Genomic DNA, 19,484 nt, shown 5'->3' on the forward strand with positions numbered 1-19,484 from the left:
ATTCACCTATGCTGAAGGACGTTTAATGCCATGAATGCGGGTGCGGTTTTCTACAGCATCTTGACCACGCTCAGTAAGTTTCACTACAAGCACAGCGGGGTCTTCCATTTCAATGCTTAAACAGCCTTGGTCTTTCAGCCAGTACAATTCAGTTTTGACTTGGTCGCGGCTAAAACTCAGACCCCAACGATCTAATCCGCTGTGCAAGGTTGAGCTATTGCCACGGTAAGATGGCATTTCATTCAATAATCGAAGCAGCACCAAACGCATTTCTTCTTTAAGCTGATTTTCAAAGCTCATGGTTCCTCACTTTTTATTATCGAGCAGATAGTTTTCAATACGAGTGACACCTTTCTGTACATTGCCAATACTCGTATTCGCCGCATTTAACTGGGATTTTATCGTTTCAACTTGACCCTCGAGGCGCGTAAGTTCAACCATACTTGGCATATCTCGAACAGTGTTTTCCAGCTCAACGACACGTACGCGCAAGTCCAGCATTTCTTGAGATGAAGCGCTTTGTTTCTTGATGAACCAGATATAAATACCAAGAACCGTGTTCACGATCCAGTTGGCTTCTAAAAAGTTAAACTTAAAGGATTCAAACATTCATAGCTCCTAATCTAAGCCTCACTCTTCAGCACGGTGATCAATATTTTTTTTGACATGTTGGTTTCTCTTTTTTAAATATTGAAAGCTCTGGATCGGGTGGCGTATGCAGTCATACATATCCATAACTGCATACACCAACACGACTACAAGGCGTTTACGCACTAAGACTTTAATGGCCATGTCTTAATGCCTTTGCTTTGATTGATATAACGTCCAATCAATCCACAAAATGCTGTCCATGCAATCAGATAAGTACGTACATTTTCTGGCAGCACCATAAGCAGCTCTGGAGGAATTGGAGTGGTAGCAAAAAAGACAATCAGGCCAAAGCACCAGTTGCTGATCCACTTCCATGAGTCGCGCCAATTTTCAACAATCGGGCCTGCATAGGTTGTAAATCCCAGTGACGCTGCAATAGGTTCAGGATTTTGTGCAATTTCAGCTTTAAGCTCATCTATACGCTGTTGATGGCGCTTGGCCTGATCCAGCAGTTTTTGCTTTGCATCAGAAAGCTCTAATGCCTTTTGATCAAGCTCACTTTCACGGGTGGAGAGCTGTAGACGTAGTTGCTGAATTTTGGCTGATTCAGCCTCAGCGGCTGTTTGCTTGGCTACACCATGTAGGGCATTAGCATCACGCACACCTGTTTCATAACCATCTTTCCACGTAAAATCCAACTGGTCATTATGCTCAGTCAAAGTACGTTCATGAATGTTTGAGAGCAGTTGAAATCGGGCAATATAGCGCTCAACTTTAGCCAGCTGGGCTAGGTTATTTTTAACTTTAGAAGGCATTTAATATCCTCCTTAAAGTTCAAAATGTGGTGAATCATATTCACCTTTTTCGCGGTAGTTGCCGTCATTATCCCAGTCAGCCCCCCAGCGGATCGACACATCTAATTCTTTAGCGGCAGCAAACATTGCTTTTGCAACCTGATCAAATTTAGATAGATCATTCCAGTCCACTGGATACGGCACCAAATCAACTGCTTTGCCTGTAACGTGTTTGCTGGAGAGTGGATTATTCAGCCATGTCACTTTTGCAAGTTTGGGCTGAGCATATGAAGCGGGTACGCCTTTAATTGTGCATTGTGCAGCTGTACGGCCTTTGCCGTAGTTGATATAGCATTGTTCTTTTGAGCGCACGCCTTCAACAACAAGAAAGTCTTGCTGGGTGATTTCAATTGCCCGTTTAACAACTTTGACCAAGTCAGGGTTTACATCTTCAAGGCGGCCAAGACTTAACTTTGAAAGTACAAATTTTTTAGGGGTATTTGACACAACAAAAAACCTCATCTAATGATGAGGTCATGGTGCTGCTTTTATATTTTTTATATCAGGCGGAAAGGCTTCCGATTATTTTTTAGCATAGGCAATTGTACATACAATAGGATATCCATCCTTATAATGGCTTGCATCAAGATCAAAAAAATAACCATATTGAATATGCTGTGTTGCTGGAGTTGAACCTGCTTTCTCATACTCATTAATTCTTGTAGATAATTCATCAATCACAGTCGGAACTCTATTATCTATATCTTTCCAAATATCTTTGCAAATCTTAAATGAAGTTGTTTTAGATTGCTCATAACCATTTATTTCAAATACTTCTACGATAAAGCTTTTCCAAATTTCTGAATCTTTATTTCTTAGAATTTTCACACTTTGCCAATCTGTTGATGGGACAAATTTAACATCAGATGACACATCACTTGGCAGGAACTTTACTTCAGTAGCTTCTGGATTATATCCAACCTGCATCGACGATAAATTTTTAATAGCAACTTGTGTTAGCTGAACAAAATCTATTTTTGCAACAGAATCCGACTCGCTATAATTTTTATTTATATAAGGGACTATTTCTGCAGAAGCAGATGTTTCTGCTTTCTGAGCTTCCTTAGCGGTACAACCTGCTAAAAGAAATAAGCCTAAAATTATAATTTTTTTCATTTTACTGCCATCCCATCAATAAAAATTCTTACTCGAATTGACAACTTTCCCAATAATTTCTACATCCGTAGACTCATCTAATCGTATCGTCATAGGCGGGTAAATTTTGTTGTCAGATATCAATAATAAAGACCCATCTAACTGCATTTGAATCCGCTTAACCCAAGTCATTTCACCAGATCGAATCACATAGATATGACCATCTTGCGGATCTTTTTCAACAGTATTGACTAAGATCGGCTCTTTATCAGAAATCGTAGGATCCATACTGTCACCACGAGTAATAAAAACCTTTAAATCCTTGGCAAAAAAACCGCGTGAACGAATCCAGTCTTTCCTAAAAGCCATGTAATTTGTTGGCTTATTTTCGGCACATAAAACTGTTCCATGTCCAGCCGAAATCAAAACATCATCATGAACCGGGACTACAGTAAAACCATCAATATCATCAAGGTTACTTTCTAGTGTTCTTAATTTATTTCCGGTAACAATATAATTAATATCTGCGCCAGCTTCTGCAATAGATGCAAGATATCCAGCCTTTGGCTGAGTCAAATCCTTTTCATAATCAATTTGGCTTTTCTTGGTCGTACCAGCCAATTCAGCAAAAGCAGGCTGAGTGTAGCCAAGACGCTCTCGCTCTTCTCTCAATCTTTGTCCAATAGTCACAAAAAACACTCCAAAATCATTGACAGGTAACCCATTAGTTACTATTGTGTGTCTAAAGGTTCTACTTAAACCGATTAAAGACACACAAAGGTGACCACACATGAACATTAAAACACCAGATCAAGTAAGACAGGAATTCTTTAATAAAGGGATTCCAATTTCTGATTGGGCCACTAAGAACGGCTTTGCTCCTCAAGAGGTATACAAAGTTTTAAATGGTCAAGCTAAAGGTAATTTCGGGCGAGCTCATAAAATAGCCGTAGCTCTCGGCTTAAAAAAAGTCACTGTTTAGTTACTTTGCACATATTTGCACATTTTTGCACATGGAGCAAGAGCGATGAAAAATGATTTTTTTGCAGTGATTTTTATGTTTTTAACATTTGTCGGGTTTTCAGGCTGGTACTTCGCCGAAAACGATAACGAAATTTTGCGCCAAGAACTTTCAACATATTCAGGGGCAGAGGTACGTAAATGAGCACAGTCAAGTCAGCTGAAAAAGTTTTAAAAGTGCTTAAAGCATTACGTGGTCACAGCCTTCAGGGCGTTACCAATCAAGAGTTATCCAAAAAACTGGGTGAATCGCCAGCTCAAACACACAGAGCACTGCAAACCCTGTTAGCAGAAGGCTTGGTTAAGAAAGATGAAAACGATCTTTACACATTAGGCACAGCGCTGGTGCAGATGGCTAAGGCACATGACAGCGAAATGGAAAGAGCCAAAGCGCGTATGGCCGAATACGAACAGCGCACCAGCGTGACATTTTAATTAGGGGTTCATCATGGACTTAGAACAGCAAACTACAGAAATAGCATTTTCTGAACATTCACAAAAACTTGGTGTGCTAACTGCGCAGCTAGGTTATCAAGGTGCGCTGACAGTTGGTGCTTTAGAAGATGAGATCCGCTTCTACCAGCAACGCTCAGTGGAAGCTGTTATGGAACTCGGTAAGCGCCTGCTTATCATGAAAGAAATGACCGCACATGGTGAGTTCTCGAAACGGATTGAAATGCTTGGTATTAGCAAACGAACTGCTCAACGCTTCATGTCTGTAGTTCTTAAATTTTCAAAAACGACATCGATGTCGCTTTTGAGTAAATCAGGCAATGGTACAAAACTTCTAGAGCTTATGGTTCTAGACGATGACGATATAGAAATTATTGATGCTGGTGGCAGTATTGGCGATGTCTCTTTAGACACCATTGAAACCATGTCTGTACGCGAGCTAAAACAGGCATTGCGTGATGCAAAAACTGCAATTGAATCTAAGGATCAGGACTTAAAAGCAAAAGATCAGGTTATCCAGAAGAAAGATCAAAAGGCCAATGAACTTGATGAAAAGCTGACAAAGCTCAATAGCCCTGCAGAAATTCAAAAACGCGCTGAATCTGAACCGCAACGATTCGCTGAAAAAGCTTTAGAAGAAATGAACAAAGCATGCATCACAATGCATAACGATACCGTTCGCTTCACCAACAGTATCAACTCAATTGTCGATGCCATCAATGAACATGAACTGTATGACATTCAAGACAGACTTGAAGCCAACGTAGTTGCATTGTTTCAGCAAATTGCACAGACAAGTGTCGATTTAGGCATTCAAATCGACTTCCAAGCAATGGTCAACCCATCATGGATGAGCACAGCGCCTTCTGAGCCGGAGGCAGAATAATGACAACTCCAAACTTAGCGGTGCAGGATTATTTACGCGAAGTCGCGTCAAAGCTCACAAATGCTGGGTTTGGCGAAAAAGGCTCAATCGTAGAAACAGCGTGTGATCATCTTAAGATCAGCAAAGCGCAGCTATACCGTGATCTAGAAACAGTTGGCTTTAAAACCGAACGTAAACAGCGCAGTGACAAAGGCAAATCAGTAGTGACTGCAGAAGTTGCAGAACAGATTGGCGGTATGGTGCATGTGGCAACGCGCGCAAATGGTAAACAAACACTGCCTATTACCACTGCGCTCAGCATCATGAAAGCCGAAGGCAAAGCGCCAAACGTTTCAGCAGCAACCATTGCACGTGTGATGAAAAATAATATGTGCCACCCAAAGCAGCTGGCAACGCCATCTGCGCATGCACAGCAAAAGTCATTGCACCCGAACCATTGCTGGCAAGTAGACGCTTCAATCTGTGTTTTGTTCTACCTCCCTCGCGGGGGCATGCAAGTCATGGACGAAAAGAAGTTCTATAAAAACAAGCCGGCCAATGTAAAGAAAATTGAAAGTGACCGCGTGATTCGCTACGTCATCACAGACCATTTTTCAGGCTCTATTTATGTTGAGTATGTCTACGGCAGTGAAAGCGCAGAAAACTTGACTGAAATCTTTTTGAACTGTGTTCAAAAACGTTCAATGCAAGAGCCTCTGCACGGTGTGCCTTTCATCCTTTATACGGATAAAGGCTGTGCAAACACATCAGGTCTTTTTAAGAACCTGCTTGAACGTTTGGATGTGACTTTTATTGCGCATGCAACGGGCAATTCACAAGCAAAAGGACAAGTTGAAAATGCTCAGAATATTGTCGAAACCCAATTTGAAGGCCGTCTTCGCTTTATCAAAATTGACAGCATTCAGCACTTAAACCAAACCGCTGCGCAATGGCGAATGATGTGGAATGAAACACAAATTCATAGCCGCACAAAACGTTCACGCAACGCAGTTTGGCAAACCATTACACCTGCTCAATTACGCATTGCACCACCACTTGAACTTTGCCAGGAACTGCTCAGCACTTCACCAGTAGAACGCACCGTCGATGCAAAACTCCAGGTCAGTTATGCAATCAAAGGCTATGGCTCAAGTGATTATGACGTCCGTCATATCGATGGCGTCTATCCAAAAGCAAAACTGAAAGTGGTTGTAAATCCGTACCGCGCACCTTCTATTGATGTCATCACTGTAGATGAACACGGCAATGAAGTGATTTACACCTGTGATCCGGTGCAGACGGATATGTTTGGCTTTAGACCAGATGCGGCCGTGATCGGTGAAGAGATGAAAGCGATGCCGCAAAGCGCAATTGATGAGAACCGCAAGCGCATCATCAAAAAAGCTTACAACGCGGACACTCTGGAACAAGCAGACAAAGCCATTGCCAAAAAGCATACCGCTTATGAAGGTCAGCTCAATGCCCTTGCTGATGTTCAGAAAATTGAAGTTCCAAGCTACATCCAGCGGGCTGGTGAGCAAATGTCTACCGCACAGCAAAAACGTCAGGTTAAGCCTTTTAATTTAATTCAGGCAGCTAAAGCAATACGCGGTCTAGTTGGATTTATGTGGAACGGAAATGAACACATGAATGCCCTAAAAGCAGCATATCCAAATGGTGAAGTGCCGCAGGAAGACATTCCTGTATGGGTTGAACAGATCCAGTCTGGTAATAGCAAACCGAAATTACGAGTAGTTGGGGAATAACGATGTCTAAGTTTAAAAAACTGCTCGATGAGCATTCGATAAGTCAAACGTGGGTAGCAAAGAAAATGGACGTTAGCCCGGCAACAATCAATTTAGTTGTAAAGCATGGCAAATATCCAAAAAAAAATGCTGCCCGTTTAAAGCAGCAATTCATTGATCTATTAGTCAGCAAAGGACTGGCTGAATCAGAAATTTTAACAGTAATGGATGCCGCAGCAATCAGTTCGGAAAACGACCAAGCCTCTGAAACTGAAAGCGCAGCACCCGCCCCACAAGAGGAGGAGCAATTAATGCTACTACGTAAACAAACCCTAACACCAGCGGCAAAGAAAAAATTTGCACTTTTCAAAAACATCTTTACAGAAAGCATTCGCAGCTCAAGTGAACTTTATAACGACAGTGACATTAACTATGTTCGCGAAGCCATGTGGCAATGCGCAAAAGGCAATACTTCATTTATTGCTGTAGTCGGTCAATCCGGTGCAGGCAAAACGACCTTACGTGAAGAGCTTCATGATCGTATTGAGCGCGAACGTGAAGCTGTTGTTGTGATTGAACCTTATGTACTTGCTACAGAAGACAATGATGCAAAAGGTAAAACGCTTAAATCATTACACATTGCAGAGGCAATTTTGTCAGCGCTTGCACCAAGCACCAATGCTAAACGTTCACCTGAAGCGCGTTTTCGCCAGATCCATAACTTGCTGAAAGAAAGCTGCCGTGCGGGCCATCATCATTTACTGATCATTGAAGAAGCGCACAGCTTGCCCATTCCAACGCTGAAACATCTCAAGCGCTTCCTTGAGCTGAAAAACAGTTTCACGCCATTGCTCAGCATCATCCTGATCGGTCAGGATGAATTGAAAATCAAACTGGCTGAAAACAATCAAGAAGTCCGTGAAGTGGTACAGCGTTGTGAAATTGTGACGCTTGAGCCTTTCACTCATACAACGCTGGTTGACTATTTACAGCACCGCTGTAAAGCAGCAGACCGCAAACTTTCAGATTTCATTGACGAATCAGGCATTGATGCGATTTGCGCAAAGCTGACTCGAAATGTAGGCCGCAAAAACCAAAATGAAAGCCTGCTATACCCGCTGGCGGTGGGCAACCTCATTACTGGCGCGATGAACGTTGCGGCTGAACTCGGTGCAGATGTCATCACACATGACTTGGTTATGGAGGTCTAGCCCATGACCTTTAATTTAAAGACAGCAATGCTGATCAATATTCCAATCTTCTTTTTATGCACTGCTTTTGTGGCAGTGCTTGGGGGCTGTCATGGCTGATTTTGCAGATGTCGCAAGTGACTTAGAACAAGACCGCTTAAATCACTCTCTTGCAGAACGAGTGAATTTTCATGGGGAAAGTGAAGACTTTTGCATGAACTGCGGCAATGAAATTCCACCCCAGCGTCGCGCATTGGGAAACGTAAAACTCTGCATCGACTGCCAAACGCATCTAGAGAGCAATTCAAAACATTATCGCTGAGGTGAACCATGGAACGCTTTGAAGAATTTACAGAATTTCTTGCTTCAACTGCACTTTATGCGGAACTGAACAAGGAGTTCACCACATTCGAAATTTTTGAAGTGACTAAAGGCAAATTTGAAATTCAAGTAGTTCAAGACACTTATCAGCGTTTTTTAAAACAGCACATAACAAGCTTAAAACGCAGTCAGTTCAATAAAGATTTAAACCAATTAATCAGCGGTGATTACACCTTAGTGCGTAAAGCGACTTAAACAACATAGAGGAAAAACAGCATGAATGTACAAGTTCAAATCCCCGAAGGCTACCTCATGGACAGCAAAGGCCGTCTTGTACCAGAGGCTAGCATCAAACCTATTGATATTGAACGTGACGCACTAGTCGTTCGCCTATGTGAAGATGCAAAGAAAAAACAGCAAGAACTTCGCGATTTTAAAGCCTTAGCTTTCGGAGATATCGCGGCGTTTATTGATCTTTCTAATGAGAAATATGAAGTCCAAATTGGCGGAAGCAAAGGAAACATCACATTACATAGCTTCAATGGCCAATACAAAATCGTTCGTCAAATTCAGGATTCAATCCGTTTTGATGAGCGCCTGCAGGCAGCCAAAGTTCTTATTGATGAATGCATTCAGTCTTGGTCTGCAGACTCCAACGACCACATTAAAGTCCTGATCAATGACGCATTCCAAGTGGATCGTGAAGGCAAGATTTCTACTGGCCGCGTACTTGGTCTGCGCCGACACAACATTGACGATCCGAAGTGGATTCAAGCAATGGAAGCCATTAGCGACAGCATCAAAATTGTCGATAGCAAAAGTTATGTGCGTTTTTACGAACGCGATAAAGAAGGCAAATATCAGCCCATTTCTCTTGATTTTGCCAACGTTTAAAACCCCAACCTTAAAAAGGAAACAACCATGAACAAATCTGAACTAATCAAACAAATCGCAGAACGTGCTGGCCTGACTCAAGCGCATGCAACAACAGCGCTACAGGCTTTTGAAACCACGGTAATTGATGAATTGGCTAATGGCCGTGAAGTTGCGCTAATTGGCTTCGGCACATTCAAAGTGACTGACCGCGCAGCCCGTACTGGCCGTAACCCGCAAACAGGCGCAGAGATTCAAATCGCCGCATCAAAAGTCCCAAGTTTCAAAGCTGGAAAAGCACTTAAAGAGGCGGTGAATTAAATGATTGAGCAACTCACAAGCGAAGAATCAAAAGTTATTGAAACTATTGCGTATCTAAAAAATTGGTTTGAATCAGGTGTTAACACGATTAATGGAGCCGCCGATTCAGATGCCCAATCAGTAAAGCTCCAAGGTGGTGATGGCAAAGATGATATCGAAATTACTGGACGGGATAAAAATATGTTTCTTGCTGGCCTAAAAACAGCAGGTTCACTTTTTGGAAAATTCCCAATTTCAATTGATACACCAGAAGGCCCATTTGAAATAACCACTGACTCGAAGCGCTTAGAGTTTTTAGTTCAAAACCGCTTCCGTGTTGAGAAGTGGAATACAGGCCCTAACCGCATCGAATACTTTGTCTATAACGATGAGGATGAAGTTATTGCCCAAGATTTCACACATCGCGATGCAATTGATGAGGCTATGAAAACTTACTTAGAAGCCTAAGCGAAACACAGGCATCCGTGCCTGTGTCTGCCAGATGTCGTGATCTGGTACTGACGAGCAGCGAGATAGAACAATGATTGAAATTAAAGATTTAGACAAATTGCCGCCTGAAGTGGTGATCAGCATTGGAGAAACTTCATGAATAAAAAAACAGTAATTGAAAAAATTAAAAAGTGTTTGGCGTTGAGCAAATCAGCTAACCAGCATGAAGCGGCGGCTGCTTTACGCCAAGCCATGGCCTTCATGGAAAAATATAAAATTGATGCTGATGATCCAGAGCTTCTAGGCATTGCTGAAGCATCTATTTTAGGTAGCGGCTCGCAAAAGCCAACTGTGTTTGAAGCAGTACTTGCAAACTCAATTGCGAAAATGATGGGCTGCAAAGTTATTCTCAGTGGAGATATCAAAGTCACAAAAGATTTGTATTTTAAAAAAGTAGTCGCGTGGAAATTTATTGGTTTTGATCCAGCACCAGAGATTGCCAGCTATGCATTTGATATTTTGTTCCGTCAGCTTAAAAAGGCTCGCAGCGTTTTTATTTCAGAAAATCTAAAACGTGTACAGATCAAAGCCAATAAAGTGAAACGCGCAGATCTATTTTGTGAAGGTTGGGTACTAGAAGCCACGAAACTGGTCTCAGACTTAAATCCTGATAAAGAGAAAATGGATCAAATTCATGCCTACGTTCAGCAAAAGCATACAGTTCGTAATAGCGAGCCTACTGACCGTAATAAAAAGACAAACACCCATACAGACCGCGCTCAAAATGACCTGCATGCAGGCCGACAGGCTGGAAAGAACGCTAAATTAAATAATGCTATGAATGGCGGTGCTCCAATGGAAAAACTGGGAGTCGGCTCATGATAGATCTGCCTGTAATGGAACTTACTGAGGTTGAGAAACGCATTATATTAGAACGTCGCGCTCAAGAAGCACACATTGCAAAGACAGATGCTTTTCGAGAAAAGGCGCTCTATGTTGCGAATAATTTTTTGATCTGGACTTACAAAGAAGGCTACGCCCCAACGTTCTCAATATTTGTTAATGACTTTTGCTATCAAGAAAAAGACTGTCAAACCATGTATGAGGCAGTGAAGAAAATCTGGGATTTAGTGCATACCTTGGAAATTCCAATGGAGAAAAATCATGTCTGAGCTTTTTAATTGGATTGTTACTTTGGCATATTTTGCCGTGTTTATTATGGGGCTAGTTGGCTGTTTTAAAGATGCAAAGCTGTCTTGGATTACACGCAATAACGCGGGTTTAACAATATTTGAAAAACGTGCGTATAAGCTAAAAGCTGGAGCTTCATTGTCGCTGGCATTCCTAGCAATTTTAGGTTTACTTCAAGCAATGGCGGGAGTTTGATATGGCTAAATTCAATAAAAAAACCAAATTGATCCAGCTCATTCATGTTGGTAAAAACCAGCTTGGTTTAGATGATGACTTGTACCGCGAAGTACTTGAAAGTTGCACTGGTAAAACCAGTTCAAAGCTGCTAAATATTGCGCAATTAGAAGCGGTACTAGACCGCATGAAACGACTTGGCTTTCAGGTTGAATCCAAAGGTAAAGCTGGAGTTAAAAATCTTGCAGATGATGCGCAAAGCAAACTGATTCGCCATCTCTGGCTCCAGCTGCACAGCGCAGGCCAAGTGCGCAACAGCAGTGAAAAAGCTTTAGCTAAATTTGTTGAAAATAAAGTCGGTGTAAGTGCGCTTCAATTTTTAAGCACCAAGAATGCAGACATGATCATCACGCACCTGCGCCAATGGTGCAAACGCTGCGGTATAGAACGCCTAGACCCAGCCTAAAAAAGAAAAGCCCGTGACTGCAATCACGAGCTTTTCAAAATCCAACAACCATCCCGCCAAGGACGATTTAAGCAACTATAACATAGTATTTTATGAGGTAAAACTATGGCTTATCGTCCACATATCACAGACGCCGCCCAAGTCTTTTCTGATGAAGAAATCATCAGCTTAATGCCTAGAAATTTTTCATTTGTAGCGCAGTTATTAGGTGCTGAGGCCTCATTGCATCTAATCGAAGCATTCGGCGGCACTCGAGTTTTTATTCCAGCTCACCACGCTATCAATGTTAATCACGCTATTACTCACGCAGTAGGCTTAAAATCGCTTCAGCGCCTAGCTGAGCAACTGGGTAAAACATATATCGAAGTACCAATGGGTACGCCAATTACGATAGCTATGCGCAATAGAGCTGTACGTGATGCATCAAAGAAAGAATCAAATGCAAAGCTTGCACGTCGCTTTGGGCTGACCCTTAGATCAATCCGTTCAATCTTAAGCAGCGAAGAAAAAATTAAGAGCAACGTAGATAAAAATTATGATCTATTCGCAAACTAAAAGAGGCGGATTTTACGTCCGCCTCATCGTTTCACCAGTTGCAATAACATTTCAAAAGCTATCCCGCCACATCCAAGCTTATCCCGCTTTATCCCACAGTTATCTCAGCATTCAGTATTAGTTATATAGTTAGTTCTCATTAAGCTGCCGTATATGCCTGCAATCAGCACGCATGCCAAAAAGAAGTTTGCCAGCATCATTGAAAATGGCAATGCGGCCAATAAAGACCAGATTAGCCCTGCCGCCAGAAAACCATTATACAGCCCCTGATTTTGCGCTAATACTTTGGTTAGTTTTGCCTTGTCCGGAGTATTTCCAAATGCCTTCAGGCCCGCAGGCTTCTCCCATAGGAACATTTCAAGCACAAGAAAATAAATGTGCAATAGCGCAATCAGGACGATCAATATTTGAGAAATCATATTTTTTTCCTATTCCATTATTATAGCTGGCGGGTTCAATTAAATTTTGCGTCGCTGCATGGCGATTATTGTTAAAATTTACAGCTTAGACTTAATGGTCTTTTAAAATAACTAACTGGGCGTAAACAAACAAAATATGCAGAAATCATAGCGTGATTTAATATACGTTGCTACACCTTCAAATTAAAAATAATCTTGCCTAATTTTAGGCTTATTTTTTATATTTCTGAGCAGGATCGCTTGAAATTGCAGCTTCATTTTATGCTTTGATGTTCCCGCGAAATTTCAATTCATCTGCACTATCTTCAAGTTCAATGCTTTTTTGCTTTTAAGCTCATGAGGTTCTGCGTACTCCTGAACTGAACCAAGCATAAATACACATATCAGCAAAAATCTATACGTTTGGAGTCAAATCACACCCACATTCAATCCGGCATACCATTTAAAGAGATACAAGCCCCTTCCCTATAGCCGAATATCGATAAACTATCCATTAGCTGCACTTTGCAGTTTGCCCTCTACAGATTAGACTGTCAGCACTGCCCTGAATCTTTCATCCGTATGCTATACGATTTAAACACGCTTAGAAAAAACCTTCGAAAACAGCGCTGCGCGGTCAATCAGTTTCAGCAAAAGCAATCTGAACAGGCAGTGCTGAACCAGCTGATTCGGATCCCTGAATTTCAACAGGCGCATAAAATTGGCCTTTATCTGCATGCTTTTGGCGAGATTCATACGCACAAAATAACGGAATACTGTTTTGCACACGGTAAGGCCGTTTTTTTACCGATGATCTGCAATATGAATCAACGCTTGGCTTGGGTCCAAATTTCACAGCATCAATACCGCAACAAGCGTTTCTCTCACCACCCTCTAGGCATGAAAGAGCCTATGGCAGCGCGCGGCCTGCATGTATCTAAATTAGACGTGCTGATCATGCCTTTACTGGCATGCGACGATACAGGCACACGCATCGGCATGGGAGGCGGATTTTATGACAAGACCTTAGCTACAGCAGCTAAACGGCCCTACCGGCTTGGCTTAGCGCACGATTTTCAGCTGCTGCATTGCAACATACAGCGTGAAGCGTGGGATCAACCTTTGGACGGCTTATTAACCCCTCAGCATTTTTTACGCTTCAAGCGCTGAATTGATCATTTTGACGGTTAATACTGCTTTAAAATTAAATATTTACTCATTTTTTATACAATTTATTTTGCCTTGCCCTTGTAATTTTTAAAATACCCATCACTATAAAAAACATGGCAACACCGTTGTCACTCATTAGGAGTGCCCATGTCTGAAATTATTATGAATGAAGAAACCTTAGAGCCTCAGGTTCCAAGTGTATTGCCGCTTTTGGCGCTGCGCGATGTGGTGGTTTATCCGCATATGCAGATTGCGTTATTTGTGGGTCGTGAAAAATCGATCAATGCAGTGGACGTGGCTCGTAACAGTGACAATCTCGTATTTGTAGTTGCACAAAAAGATTCGCTAACAGAAGAAATTGATCACGACAATTTATATCAATACGGTACTGTCGCGAAGATTGTGCAAGTTGTGAATCACGAAAATGATGAAAACTGCATAAAAGTATTAATCGAAGGCCTGCATCGTTCAAAGCTGGTTAAAATCATCGAAAATGATGAATACCTGTCTGCAGAACATGCTATCAGCCCAATGACTGTCGCCGTCGAAAGCGAAGCGCAAGAACCGCGCATTGAAGAATTGCGCACCATGTTTGCGCAGTATGCCGAAGCAAAACTTCGCAATGCTCGCGAACTGATTGCAGCCGCCAACAAAATTGATGATTTGCTGCAATTGTTATTCTTCGTAGCGACCCGTGTTCCGCTCAATATTGATGTGAAGCAAAAATTCCTCGAACACGATGAATTTGAAGCGCATTTGCAAGAGCTGATGACGTACCTTCTGCAGCAGTCTGAAGAACAGCAGATTGAACAGACTTTGCATGACTCAGTGAAACGTCAAATGGAAAAAAACCAGCGCGAATACTTCCTCAATGAAAAGATGAAGGTGATTCAGCGCGAGCTTTCCGATATGAATGGCGGTGCTGAAGACGACGTTGCTGAAATTGAAAGACGCCTTGCAGAAGCAGATCTGCCTGAACATGTGCGTAAAAAAGCAGAATCTGAATTCCGCAAACTTAAAGCCATGCAGCCGGCGTCAAGTGAAGCCGCAGTTGTACGCAACTATATTGAAGCGATTCTAGATACACCATGGAATAAAGCCAGCAAAGTCAGCATCAACCTGAATAAAGCGCAGGAAATTTTAGATGCTGATCATTACGGCTTAGATGACGTCAAAGACCGCATTGTCGAATATCTTGCAGTACAGTCACGGGTGAAAAAACTCAAAGGCCCGATTCTGTGCTTGGTTGGTCCTCCAGGTGTAGGTAAAACTTCACTGGGTGAGTCTGTAGCGAAAGCGACAGGCCGAGAGTTTGTCCGTATGGCGCTGGGCGGCGTACGTGATGAAGCGGAAATCCGCGGTCACCGCCGCACATACATTGGTGCGATGCCGGGTAAAATTGTGCAGTCTCTGACAAAAGTCGGTGTCAAGAACCCGCTGTTCTTGCTCGATGAAATTGACAAGATGGCGCAGGACTACCGCGGCGACCCTGCTTCTGCGTTGCTGGAAGTGCTGGATCCATCGCAAAACAGCAAATTCAATGATCATTACCTAGATCTTGATCTTGACCTGTCTGAAGTAATGTTCATCTGTACTGCCAACAGCATGAATATTCCAGAAGCATTGCTGGACCGTATGGAAGTCATTCGTCTGCCGGGTTACACCGAAGATGAAAAGATCAACATTGCTGAACGCTACCTTGTTCCTAAAGCAATGAAGAACAATGGCTTGCGTGCTAAGGAATTGACTGTTCACGAAGAAGCCATCCGTGACATCGTACAGCGCTATACGCGTGAAGCCGGTGTCCGCGGCCTAGAACGTGAAGTCTCTAAAATTGCGCGTAAAGTGGTGAAAGAAGCAGTCAGCAAAAAGGCGAAAAACCTTCAGCTGGACGTGACTTCAGCCAATCTGCCAGATTACTTGGGTCCGCATAAATTTGACTTCGGTATGGCGGAAGAAGAAGCCCAAGTCGGCCGTGTAAACGGTTTGGCATGGACTTCAGTTGGCGGTGAATTGCTGACGATTGAAGTGGCTGCTGTTAAAGGCAAAGGCAAGTTCATTACCACCGGTTCATTGGGTGATGTCATGAAAGAGTCGATTACTGCAGCGATGACAGTCGTTCGTACACGCGCAGATGAATTAGGCATCGAATCTTCACGTTTCGAAGAAACTGATGTCCATGTGCATTTGCCTGAAGGCGCAACACCGAAAGATGGACCATCTGCCGGCTTGGCGCTGACCACAGCCCTTGTGTCTGCCTTCACCGGTATTGCGATTCGTCCCGATATTGCAATGACAGGTGAAACCAGCCTTGGCGGCCGGGCAATGCGTATTGGCGGCTTGAAAGAGAAGCTTCTTGCAGCGCACCGCGGCGGCATCAAGCTGGTGTTTATCCCGCAGGAAAACGTACGCGATTTGGCTGAAATTCCAGAGAATGTTAAAGAAGGCTTGGAAATCAAACCAGTGAAAAGCATCGATGAGATTCTGCCATTGGCTTTAACAGATATGCCTAAACCTCTTCCGAAAGCGCCTATTGTGAAAGCTTCCGGTGAAGTCAAAGCTGCACGCCATTAATTCAAACCAATAAAAAGAGCGCTCCAGCGCTCTTTTTTTATGCCCGTTTTCTTATTTTCCATCAAAAGCCGGAACACTGAACGGCTGATTATTTAGATTATTTTTTATACAAAACTTCCAAATTTTTCAATTTGGCGGTACAGTAATTCATTAAAGTTTTTTTTAATTATTTACCTGTCTATTTCATATTTCGGAATTGAATTCGCAACTTTGATGCGGTTGCACTTTAGATATCAAGTTAAGGCATTATAAAGCAAAGAAATTAATTCCAATGCTTGAAATGAGCGATTCTGGCCTATTGCGCGCAATGAACACGTTGCGCTTGAAAAACTCAATTTTGTCCCCATTTTTTATAATAGATACATACTGCGCTGTATGTTTCTTCATTTAGGCACTTAGACAAACTATTTGCTGAGTCCTGAAATGGTCATCTGCATCTCCAGGCAGATGATCTTTTATCGCAGTCCAAAGGCTTTCAGGGCTGCGTTTTTTATGCGGAGCATTTTAATCATGCAACCTAAAGTATGAATACCTGAAGTTTGAATCAGTTTAATTTAACGTGAATAAGCACGTCAAAATCAGGTTGGATCATTTCCTTTTAACTCCCTGCGACGCACTATTTTAAAATTGTTTGCACCAAGCCATTTACGACTTGCCCCATTTTTCCCACATCCAAATTTTCAATAATATCTTTCTCTGTATGAAAATTTTTATTCCGGTACGCGCCGGTATCAGTAATCACAATAGCTGGCAAATCAAAAGCCCAATAATTATTATGGTCTGAAAAATCCATCGCCTGCACAAAGGATGGCGCAATTAAACGCTCACACTGCAGCTGATTTAAGTTTTTCATTGCGGCGCAAAAATCTGCGGTCATTTCGCGGGACTGCAAATTGCCGACAGCCGCAATATAATTGCCGTGACTCGGGTAAATCCATTTCAGCCCAATGGGATAATTCTGTACAAAATTCGGATCAAAATAGCCAATATTTTCTAAAATATAAATACTTTTAATATTTTGACTTTGCTTCTCAATGGACTTGGCATGCACATAGCTGCCCATATCTTCAGTGCCTGAAAATGGCGCTTCATTCAGGGTGTAAAAAATAAAATCCACTGAATTCTTCAAGCGTGTTTTTTCTGCAGACAAAATGCGTGCAGTTTCAATCACCCCTGCAACACCAGAAGCATTATCATCTGCACCGGGCTTATCTTCAAAAACATCATAATGCGCCCCAACAATGACCGTATCCGCATTACGCCCCTTCAATGAGCACACGACATTGCGGTAAGCTTCATCATTCACTTTATAATTCTGATATTGGCACGGTATGCCAAACAGGCGCATTTGTTCACGGATCCAAGCAGAGACACGGTTCAGTTCTTGAATATCCTTGAAGTTACGGTAATCACCGCCGCCCAGCAGCTGCTCCATATATACCGTTAAATTTTGCGGCTCGGCATTTTTTACTGTGTTGGCATGCGCAGATGAAACGGCCATAAACGCCATAAAACTGAAGAAACACCATAATGCGTTTTTTTCCGTTAGATATTTCTTCATCTAAAGCTTCCTTATTATTATTGCTCAAGTTATGCGAACGAGTTCACGCTTTATGGATATTAAAGCAACAATAGCTCCTGCAATTCAATTGCAAATTGTGTCTGTCCTTAGCAATGCGTTATTTCACCGCTATAATAGCCCTTTCCGTTCAATACAGCTTGCCATGAAAATCCGCATTATCACTATTGGCCAAAAAATGCCTGCTTGGGTTCTGACTGGATTTGAAGATTATTTCAAACGCATACAGCCCTTTGTTCAAACTCAAATTATTGAACTGCCGATGGCAAAACGCGGTAAAAATGATTCAGAAGCCGATATTTTAAAATACCGCCAAATTGAAGGCGACAGCATTTTAAACGCCATTAAGCAAAATGAAATACTGATTGCGCTTGAAGTGGGCGGCCGTGAGTTCAGCACCGAAAAACTGGCTGAAACCATGAAAAGCTGGATGCTGGAAGGCAATGATATTGTTTTGGCCATTGGCGGTCCAGACGGCCATTCCGAAGCGGTCCGTAAAGCGGCGGCTTGGCACTGGTCATTATCTAAACTCACACTGCCGCACCCGATGGTCCGTGTAATGCTGATTGAACAGCTGTACCGGGCAATGAGCATTAACCATAATCATCCCTATCACCGCGCAGGCTGATCTCCACTCAAACGTTGCATATATGCAACGTTTTGTTGATTTATCCCGTATTTATCACCCTCGTTAAATTTGTCAAAATACCTACAGAACAGTTTATTAGGCGCTCAGCAATGAATCTGCAAACCCTTCCTGGCTTATTTATTTCCCACGGTTCCCCCATGCTTGCCATTAACCCTGAGCAAGTTGGCCCCGCTTTGGAGCGCCTGAGCCTGAACTTGCCCAAACCAGAAGCGATAGTGGTCATGTCTGCGCATTGGGAGAGCAGCGCGCTTGAAGTCAGCACAGGCGTACGGCCCGAAACTTGGCATGATTTCCGCGGTTTTCCTCAAGAACTGTATGACATCCGCTATCCCGCACCCGGTCACCCGGACTTAGCAGAAGATATTTTGCATCTGCTCGCTGAAGCCGGTTTTGCTGCGCATGCCAACAGTACACGCCCGCGTGATCACGGCGTCTGGATGCCTTTACTGCATATGTATCCGCAAGCGGATATCCCTGTCATCGAAATTGCATTGCCGATGAATCTGTCTGCGCAGGAAATTTACCGTATTGGCCAAACCCTTGCCCCTTTGCGCACAAAACAGATTTTGATTATCGGATCAGGCAGCATCACGCATAATTTGCGTGAACTTTCATGGAACAGACAGCCTGATGCAGTACCGGAATGGGCCTCTACATTCCGCAATTATGTGGTCAGCAAACTCTCTCACAGCAATTTTGATGCTGTTTTAGACTGGCAGAGCATCCCTCATGCGCAGCGCAACCACCCGACCATTGAACACTTTGCCCCCCTGTTCTTTGCAATGGGTACAGGCCACCGCTTCAGTGTGGTTCACAGCAGCTTCAGCATGGGTTCGCTAGGCATGGACATTTACCGCTTTGATTAATACATAAAAACTATTTATAATTTAACAAATAAATATTTATGGATACATTTTGAAACTTAAAAGATCAGAATGTATCCATTTTTTTTAAACTTGAATGAGATATGC

Annotated in this window: 27 protein-coding genes, 1 other RNA gene and 1 pseudogene; 21 read left to right on the forward strand and 8 right to left on the reverse strand. The window is 42.6% G+C overall.

The window, feature by feature from the left end; all coding sequences use genetic code 11:
• Nucleotides 1-6: 6 nt before the first annotated feature.
• The 6 genes from AZH43_RS09455 to AZH43_RS09480 form a co-directional block, all read right to left on the reverse strand.
• Nucleotides 7-300, reverse strand: a complete 294-nt coding sequence (locus AZH43_RS09455) for a VpaChn25_0724 family phage protein (RefSeq protein WP_067669022.1) — start codon at nt 298-300, stop codon at nt 7-9.
• A gap of 6 nt (nt 301-306) precedes the next feature.
• Complete coding sequence (locus AZH43_RS09460) at nt 307-564, reverse strand: DUF2730 family protein (RefSeq protein WP_227509800.1); 258 nt, start codon at nt 562-564, stop codon at nt 307-309.
• Nucleotides 565-773: 209 nt separating this feature from the next.
• A complete protein-coding gene (locus AZH43_RS09465; protein WP_067669026.1) occupies nt 774-1,406 on the reverse strand; it encodes a DUF7940 domain-containing protein in 633 nt (210 codons plus the stop codon).
• Between the two features lie 12 nt (nt 1,407-1,418).
• Nucleotides 1,419-1,892 carry a M15 family metallopeptidase gene (locus AZH43_RS09470; protein ID WP_227509801.1) on the reverse strand — a complete coding sequence of 158 codons (474 nt, stop codon included), beginning with the start codon at nt 1,890-1,892 and terminating at the stop codon, nt 1,419-1,421.
• 75 nt (nt 1,893-1,967) lie between these two features.
• On the reverse strand, nt 1,968-2,561 hold the full coding sequence (locus AZH43_RS09475) for a hypothetical protein (protein WP_067669030.1): 594 nt from the start codon (nt 2,559-2,561) through the stop codon (nt 1,968-1,970).
• A gap of 15 nt (nt 2,562-2,576) precedes the next feature.
• Nucleotides 2,577-3,230: an XRE family transcriptional regulator gene (locus AZH43_RS09480; RefSeq protein ID WP_067669151.1), complete on the reverse strand. Its 654-nt coding sequence runs from the start codon at nt 3,228-3,230 to the stop codon at nt 2,577-2,579.
• 100 nt (nt 3,231-3,330) lie between these two features.
• On the opposite strand from AZH43_RS09480, the gene AZH43_RS09485 reads away from it, so the two are divergent.
• The 17 genes and pseudogenes from AZH43_RS09485 (at nt 3,331) to AZH43_RS09560 (ending at nt 12,143) form a co-directional block, all read left to right on the forward strand.
• The gene (locus AZH43_RS09485; protein WP_067669032.1) at nt 3,331-3,522 is read left to right on the forward strand and encodes a DNA-binding protein; all 192 of its coding nucleotides are present in this window, start codon (nt 3,331-3,333) and stop codon (nt 3,520-3,522) included.
• Nucleotides 3,523-3,567: 45 nt separating this feature from the next.
• Nucleotides 3,568-3,705, forward strand: coding sequence for a hypothetical protein (locus tag AZH43_RS18670; protein WP_162840080.1), 138 nt, complete (start codon nt 3,568-3,570; stop codon nt 3,703-3,705).
• Entirely contained in the window at nt 3,702-3,995 is a 294-nt protein-coding gene (locus AZH43_RS09490) for a helix-turn-helix domain-containing protein (protein ID WP_067669034.1), read from the forward strand. Before AZH43_RS18670 ends, AZH43_RS09490 begins: the two co-directional genes overlap by 4 nt.
• Before the next feature lie 13 nt (nt 3,996-4,008).
• The gene (locus AZH43_RS09495) at nt 4,009-4,899 is read left to right on the forward strand and encodes a DUF3102 domain-containing protein (RefSeq protein ID WP_067669036.1); all 891 of its coding nucleotides are present in this window, start codon (nt 4,009-4,011) and stop codon (nt 4,897-4,899) included.
• A complete protein-coding gene (locus AZH43_RS09500) occupies nt 4,899-6,644 on the forward strand; it encodes a DDE-type integrase/transposase/recombinase (protein ID WP_067669038.1) in 1,746 nt (581 codons plus the stop codon). Before AZH43_RS09495 ends, AZH43_RS09500 begins: the two co-directional genes overlap by 1 nt.
• A 2-nt stretch (nt 6,645-6,646) precedes the next feature.
• Complete coding sequence (locus AZH43_RS09505; RefSeq protein WP_067669040.1) at nt 6,647-7,834, forward strand: ExeA family protein; 1,188 nt, start codon at nt 6,647-6,649, stop codon at nt 7,832-7,834.
• Nucleotides 7,835-7,925: 91 nt separating this feature from the next.
• Nucleotides 7,926-8,135 carry a TraR/DksA C4-type zinc finger protein gene (locus AZH43_RS09510; protein ID WP_067669042.1) on the forward strand — a complete coding sequence of 70 codons (210 nt, stop codon included), beginning with the start codon at nt 7,926-7,928 and terminating at the stop codon, nt 8,133-8,135.
• A gap of 8 nt (nt 8,136-8,143) precedes the next feature.
• Nucleotides 8,144-8,389, forward strand: a complete 246-nt coding sequence (locus AZH43_RS09515) for a hypothetical protein (protein ID WP_067669044.1) — start codon at nt 8,144-8,146, stop codon at nt 8,387-8,389.
• A gap of 21 nt (nt 8,390-8,410) precedes the next feature.
• The gene (locus AZH43_RS09520) at nt 8,411-9,028 is read left to right on the forward strand and encodes a DUF3164 family protein (RefSeq protein WP_067669046.1); all 618 of its coding nucleotides are present in this window, start codon (nt 8,411-8,413) and stop codon (nt 9,026-9,028) included.
• A gap of 18 nt (nt 9,029-9,046) precedes the next feature.
• Nucleotides 9,047-9,328, forward strand: a pseudogene (locus AZH43_RS09525) (HU family DNA-binding protein); the annotation flags it as partial.
• The gene (locus tag AZH43_RS09530) at nt 9,329-9,775 is read left to right on the forward strand and encodes a hypothetical protein (protein ID WP_067669050.1); all 447 of its coding nucleotides are present in this window, start codon (nt 9,329-9,331) and stop codon (nt 9,773-9,775) included.
• Nucleotides 9,774-9,842: hammerhead ribozyme type II (locus AZH43_RS09535), an RNA gene on the forward strand. Before AZH43_RS09530 ends, AZH43_RS09535 begins: the two co-directional genes overlap by 2 nt.
• A gap of 71 nt (nt 9,843-9,913) precedes the next feature.
• Nucleotides 9,914-10,639: a DUF7168 domain-containing protein gene (locus tag AZH43_RS09540; protein ID WP_067669051.1), complete on the forward strand. Its 726-nt coding sequence runs from the start codon at nt 9,914-9,916 to the stop codon at nt 10,637-10,639.
• Entirely contained in the window at nt 10,636-10,929 is a 294-nt protein-coding gene (locus AZH43_RS09545; protein WP_067669053.1) for a hypothetical protein, read from the forward strand. Before AZH43_RS09540 ends, AZH43_RS09545 begins: the two co-directional genes overlap by 4 nt.
• Nucleotides 10,922-11,143 (forward strand): hypothetical protein, encoded by a 222-nt coding sequence (locus AZH43_RS09550; RefSeq protein ID WP_067669056.1) that lies wholly within the window; start codon nt 10,922-10,924, stop codon nt 11,141-11,143. The genes AZH43_RS09545 and AZH43_RS09550 overlap by 8 nt, the downstream gene beginning before the upstream one ends.
• Before the next feature lies 1 nt (nt 11,144).
• Nucleotides 11,145-11,588: a gp16 family protein gene (locus AZH43_RS09555; RefSeq protein WP_067669058.1), complete on the forward strand. Its 444-nt coding sequence runs from the start codon at nt 11,145-11,147 to the stop codon at nt 11,586-11,588.
• Nucleotides 11,589-11,693: 105 nt separating this feature from the next.
• Nucleotides 11,694-12,143, forward strand: coding sequence for a Mor transcription activator family protein (locus AZH43_RS09560; protein ID WP_067669060.1), 450 nt, complete (start codon nt 11,694-11,696; stop codon nt 12,141-12,143).
• A gap of 104 nt (nt 12,144-12,247) precedes the next feature.
• On the opposite strand, the gene AZH43_RS09565 is transcribed toward AZH43_RS09560, so the two are convergent.
• On the reverse strand, nt 12,248-12,562 hold the full coding sequence (locus tag AZH43_RS09565) for a DUF1304 domain-containing protein (protein ID WP_067669062.1): 315 nt from the start codon (nt 12,560-12,562) through the stop codon (nt 12,248-12,250).
• 561 nt (nt 12,563-13,123) lie between these two features.
• Between AZH43_RS09565 and AZH43_RS09570 the strand changes: the two genes are divergently transcribed.
• Together AZH43_RS09570 and lon are read left to right on the forward strand one after the other, a co-directional pair.
• Nucleotides 13,124-13,711, forward strand: a complete 588-nt coding sequence (locus AZH43_RS09570) for a 5-formyltetrahydrofolate cyclo-ligase (protein WP_067669064.1) — start codon at nt 13,124-13,126, stop codon at nt 13,709-13,711.
• Nucleotides 13,712-13,858: 147 nt separating this feature from the next.
• Entirely contained in the window at nt 13,859-16,285 is a 2,427-nt protein-coding gene (lon, locus tag AZH43_RS09575; protein WP_067669067.1) for an endopeptidase La, read from the forward strand.
• Between the two features lie 616 nt (nt 16,286-16,901).
• Here the strand turns inward: lon and AZH43_RS09580 are convergent.
• The gene (locus AZH43_RS09580; protein ID WP_067669068.1) at nt 16,902-17,846 is read right to left on the reverse strand and encodes a M28 family peptidase; all 945 of its coding nucleotides are present in this window, start codon (nt 17,844-17,846) and stop codon (nt 16,902-16,904) included.
• A 163-nt stretch (nt 17,847-18,009) separates the two neighbouring features.
• Here AZH43_RS09580 and rlmH point away from each other — a divergent pair, with 163 nt between their 5' ends.
• A complete protein-coding gene (gene rlmH, locus AZH43_RS09585; RefSeq protein WP_067669153.1) occupies nt 18,010-18,492 on the forward strand; it encodes a 23S rRNA (pseudouridine(1915)-N(3))-methyltransferase RlmH in 483 nt (160 codons plus the stop codon).
• Between the two features lie 110 nt (nt 18,493-18,602).
• Nucleotides 18,603-19,379 carry a dioxygenase family protein gene (locus AZH43_RS09590; RefSeq protein ID WP_067669070.1) on the forward strand — a complete coding sequence of 259 codons (777 nt, stop codon included), beginning with the start codon at nt 18,603-18,605 and terminating at the stop codon, nt 19,377-19,379.
• Nucleotides 19,380-19,484 lie beyond the last annotated feature (105 nt).

Origin of the sequence: Acinetobacter pragensis (genome assembly GCF_001605895.1) — a bacterium.
In the GTDB taxonomy this organism is placed as follows: Bacteria; Pseudomonadota; Gammaproteobacteria; order Pseudomonadales; family Moraxellaceae; genus Acinetobacter; species Acinetobacter pragensis.